This window comes from Deltaproteobacteria bacterium (assembly GCA_015233135.1).
GTDB lineage: Bacteria > UBA10199 > UBA10199 > JADFYH01 > JADFYH01 > JADFYH01.
Genome location: JADFYH010000060.1, coordinates 1 through 4,294 on the forward strand (window position 1 = coordinate 1; position 4,294 = coordinate 4,294).

Below are 4,294 nucleotides of genomic sequence, written 5' to 3' on the forward strand. Positions count from 1 at the left end.
GAACAGACTCACTCGTATCCCTTTCTTCCCCTCGTAAAAATGACTTCAGCCACTCAAGCTCTGCTGCACCCCCCAATTTCCCCAGGGCCGCTACTGCAGAGCTTCGAACAGACTCACTCGTATCCCTTTCTTCCCCTCGTAAAAATGACTTCAGCCACTCAAGCTCTGCTGCACCCCCCAATTTCCCCAGGGCCGCTACTGCAGAGCTTCGAACATCTCCATCCGCATCTCTTTTTCTCCCTCGTACTAATAATGACTTCAACCACTCCAGCTCTGCTGCACTTCCCAATTCCCCCAGGGCCTGTACTGCAAAGCGTCGAACAGATCCCCTCGCATCCCTTTCTTCCCCTTGCACCAGTGACTTCAGCCATTCTTTTTCTGCTTTTATTTTATAGCGTTGAACCCAAGCAATTCTGTCAGAAACACTCATCCCCAAATAGGCAATTTCTTCTCTCTCTTCTCTCGACAAGGAATTGAAAAGAATTTCTCGCAATATTTTAAAATCCATTTTCAGAGTTTCAGAATAACTTTTTAGAAACTCATCTAAGGGATTCTCTCTTCCTTCACGAATAATTCTTTTTACTTCCTCCCGAAGGGCTTGGGCGGACTGGCTTTCCTGGGGAAGTATTGCTTTTTGTATTTCTAAAATAGCTTCTACCACTAAAGATTTTACGCCTTCCTCACCCACACGACCCTGGAGTAATGTCGTTAAATCTTTAAAAATATCCGCTTCAGAATTTACATGATTCAAGGCCTGAATCACCGAGACCGATCTCAAGATATCTCTCAAAGTAAGAGCCAACTGATTCTCTTGAAAGAGGGGTTTTATTTTCTCATGCACAGAAACTATAATCTCGGCCACTCTCCTTAAATGGACTGGAGGAGCAGAAGGCGAGCTGGCTGGATTTGCTGCTCCCCCTTCATCTCGCAAGGCCTGCAGCACTTCTCCCTGAACTGCTTCCCGACCCATTGCAGAGCCATCTTCTAAGCTCACAAATAATTCAGCCTGTGCGGAGGCTGGGGTTTTCTTTACTGTTTGCAAAAGTTCTGGAGTCACCTGCGGAGTATGATCGTCTGGATTAAGTTTCAGAGGGCCGATTCCTTTTGAGGCAGCAGGAGTTTTATCGGCGCCCAGGGAAGGAGAGTTCAGCAAATTGTCACCCTCTCCCCTCGAGGGAGAGGGGATTTGGATGTTGGATTTTGCCGCGGGCTGCTCTCTGTAGCCCGGTTTGTTTGTTGCTGCTTCCACGTTTTGCCCTGCTTCTTGATTATTTTCTTCTCTCTGCCCCTGATTCCCCTTTTCAGGATTCCCTCTATCCCCAGCCTGGGCCTTAGCTTCTATCATCTCCCCAGCTTCTTCTCTCTCTTTAAATTGCAGCTTTCCCTCTTTAAAACTCAAGCTAAGTCTTCTCCCCTGTAGCGATTGAAGAAATGCCAAAGGGCTGAGCAAGGGATTTGCCTGTTCGAAAACAAACACCGCAAACTGCGCCAGGGTGGGCTTTGGGGTGGGGGCAGCACTGCGATAGATCCCTGGAGTTGAAACCTCAATATCGGGGTAGAGCTGAGCGTAAGTGCCTTGAATGCCCTCCCATAAGCCCCTTGCCTTGCTTTTGAGTGCACGGGGCTCCTTCAAAAGGTTCGAAAGAAAATGGGCCCTCAAGAGAGCATCCGTCTGTAATTCGGTAGGAAGTGTTTTTTGGATCAATGCCTGCCGGCTTTGAATCAGCCTGGCCACCCGCTTAACACTCCTTTCTAAATCCAGGTTGGGAGAGGACTCACTAAAAAGTATTCGCTGCAATAGTTGTTCTTGAAGCCCTGCCAGGACAGTCTGGTTGCGACTGCCTTCGTTTGCGCTAAGGGGAGGGAGGGTAGGGATTGGATGTAACACCCTTTCCAGTTTTGCCGCACAATGGCTGATCTCTCTCAACACCCGATGCTGCTCTTCGGGGGCGTAGAGGGAGGCAAAATAACCTCTTAAGCTCTCCTTGATTCTGCGACTCGCTTCCCCCAGCTTTGCCTTTGTCAAAAAATGCCCAGCTTGCTGATCAATTCTCTGCTCAATACATTGCAGAGAAACCTGATTTCCCAAGGCGTGAATCAGAAGCTGTATGGATAAAACCGGCAGGGCAACTGGGGCTTCTGCAACGACTGCCGTGGCCACCATTCTGCTACAGATTTCATGAAGCACTTCTCTCACCTCACCCAGGTTGCGTATCTGGCTGATGAGCCGCTGGACGCTTCCACCTTCCCCCTGATAAGAAAGCAAAAACTGGCTCAAACTTTCTTCGGCCTCCCGTTGAAGCGGGCCTAAAAGATCAAACACCTCTTGAAAATCGTGGTGGACCCTCTCAAGTTGGATGTGTTGATCGAAATGAATGTTTAAGGCATGAACAAATTCATGTCCCCATTCTCCCCAAACATCTCCCACCCGTTCTCCCATGGCATTATTGAATATCTTAAAAAACCAGTGTGTGTCGGGTTTATCATCGTTGCCTGCACTGGGCACAGACAATCCTAATCGATTTTGAATATTGCGATTTGCCCCCAAGCTACTGGCCCCTTCATCCAGCGCAACTTCAGTCAGCACATCGCTCCAAAAATGAACTTCCTCTCCGCCAAATCGCAACAAGCTCCAACGAAACTCCCTCAAGCCCGTCTCGCTCATCATCCCCAGGCCTCGCTGGGATTTTGCCAGCATGAGGACGGAGCTCATCCCATGACCCACCAGGCCGCAGCCAGCCCCGGTGACAAACGATTGCACACTTTGGGTCAAGGCCTCTTTTAAAGAGACCTCCTGATGCTCCAGATAAAGCTGGCGCAACAATTGTCCCACCACCTGCACCACGCCGTTGGATCCTCCACCAATGAGGGCTGCCGAGAGGGGAGTTCTTCCCAAAAGTCCTATCCATCCTCCAAGCACTGCAGCAACTGCGCCTAGTAAGGGGGTAGTGGCTTCTCCAAAACTTCGGACGCCTATCAGACTGTGCTCTCTCAACAAGGTAGACAGTTCCTGTTCCCCCGCCACCCAGCTCAGCTCATTTCCCAGTCTTTGGGCCTCTTCTCTCAGTAGCCCTCGAGTTTGGGAAAGGCTTCGCGCCTGATGGCTGGCAAAACTGAGATAGCTTTCGTTCCATGCCGCCTCGTTTCCCCGTCTTTGCCAGGCCTCAACCTGAAGCGAGCTGAGTTCTTCAATTCCACAACTCCAATCCCAGAGCCGATTGGCCAGGTTTTGTATTTTTTCCTGGGAGTTCAATTCCAGTTCTTGCAGGTCTTCAGGAAAAAGCTGGCAGATGGAAGCCAGCATCCGAAAGCCGTTACAGCTTAAATCCAGCAGATCTCCCACAAATCCGCGCGCACAGTTCCCCAGCTCTCTGGCTAACACCAGGCTTTGAGTCTGCACCTGCAAGGCAGTTCCCTCACAGGAGGAGACCGATCTCAGAAATCTTTGGAAGGCCTGGTGGGCGGGAATTTGTCCCAAAAAAACCGCTTGAAGCACAAAATCATTCCTAAAGGCCTCTTCGTGCAGCAGCGCCTGCAGCGGAACAGTCAAATCGATTTCCAAATTTTCGGAACTGTCTTGAACCCGACGATTATAGGCCTCTATAAAATGCTGAACTTTACCTTCAATTTGTTGGGAATCCAAAGTCCCCGGATGTTGAGAGGCATAAACGGCATAGCTTTGGGCCAAAAACGCACTCATCACCGATTCTAGCGCCTGCAAATGCTCGGATCTTCTCCAAAGTCTGTCTTGTTGCTGAAATTGGGCTTGAAGTTGAACGCGTTGAGAGGCCTTGGCATGGGCAAGCAATAAAGAGCGTGACCTCAAAATCAAGGCCACCGAAACGGCAGCCTCCCCCTCCGCAAATCGCTGACTGGCCAATCGTTGCACCAATAAAGCTGCCAGATCATGAAACACCGCGCTCCTTTGAGTTCGGGGATCCGATTGTTCCAGAATTTGCAAGGCAAGCAATAAATCACGAGTGGAAAGGGGCGTTTGTTCAGCAGCTCCTGATCTTTCCAGAAAGGATCTTAAATCCTGAAGGTCTCTTCCAAGGGCCCTGCCATGACCCGAAAGTAAATTCTCATACTGATGCCGCAACTCCGGAGAGAGCTGCCGGGCTTGGGAAACAAGAGCCCTCCTGGAAACAGCTGTTGAAAGCGGAGCCGAGGGCTGACCCACTCCAGGAATTCCACCCGAAACACCGTCAATGTTTAAAGCTGTTAAGCCGAGTAAAGACATCTTGGCACACCCTCATTACCAGACAGGAACGGCATTTACTGGTCCATTCTTAAG

General features: G+C 50.0%; 1 protein-coding gene. It reads right to left on the bottom strand.

Annotated features, from left to right (window positions below; translation table 11 throughout):
- Positions 1 to 4,240, bottom strand: a 4,240-nt coding sequence (locus HQM15_12000; protein MBF0493485.1) for a HEAT repeat domain-containing protein, incomplete at its 3' end; no start/stop codon positions are given.
- Positions 4,241 to 4,294 lie beyond the last annotated feature (54 nt).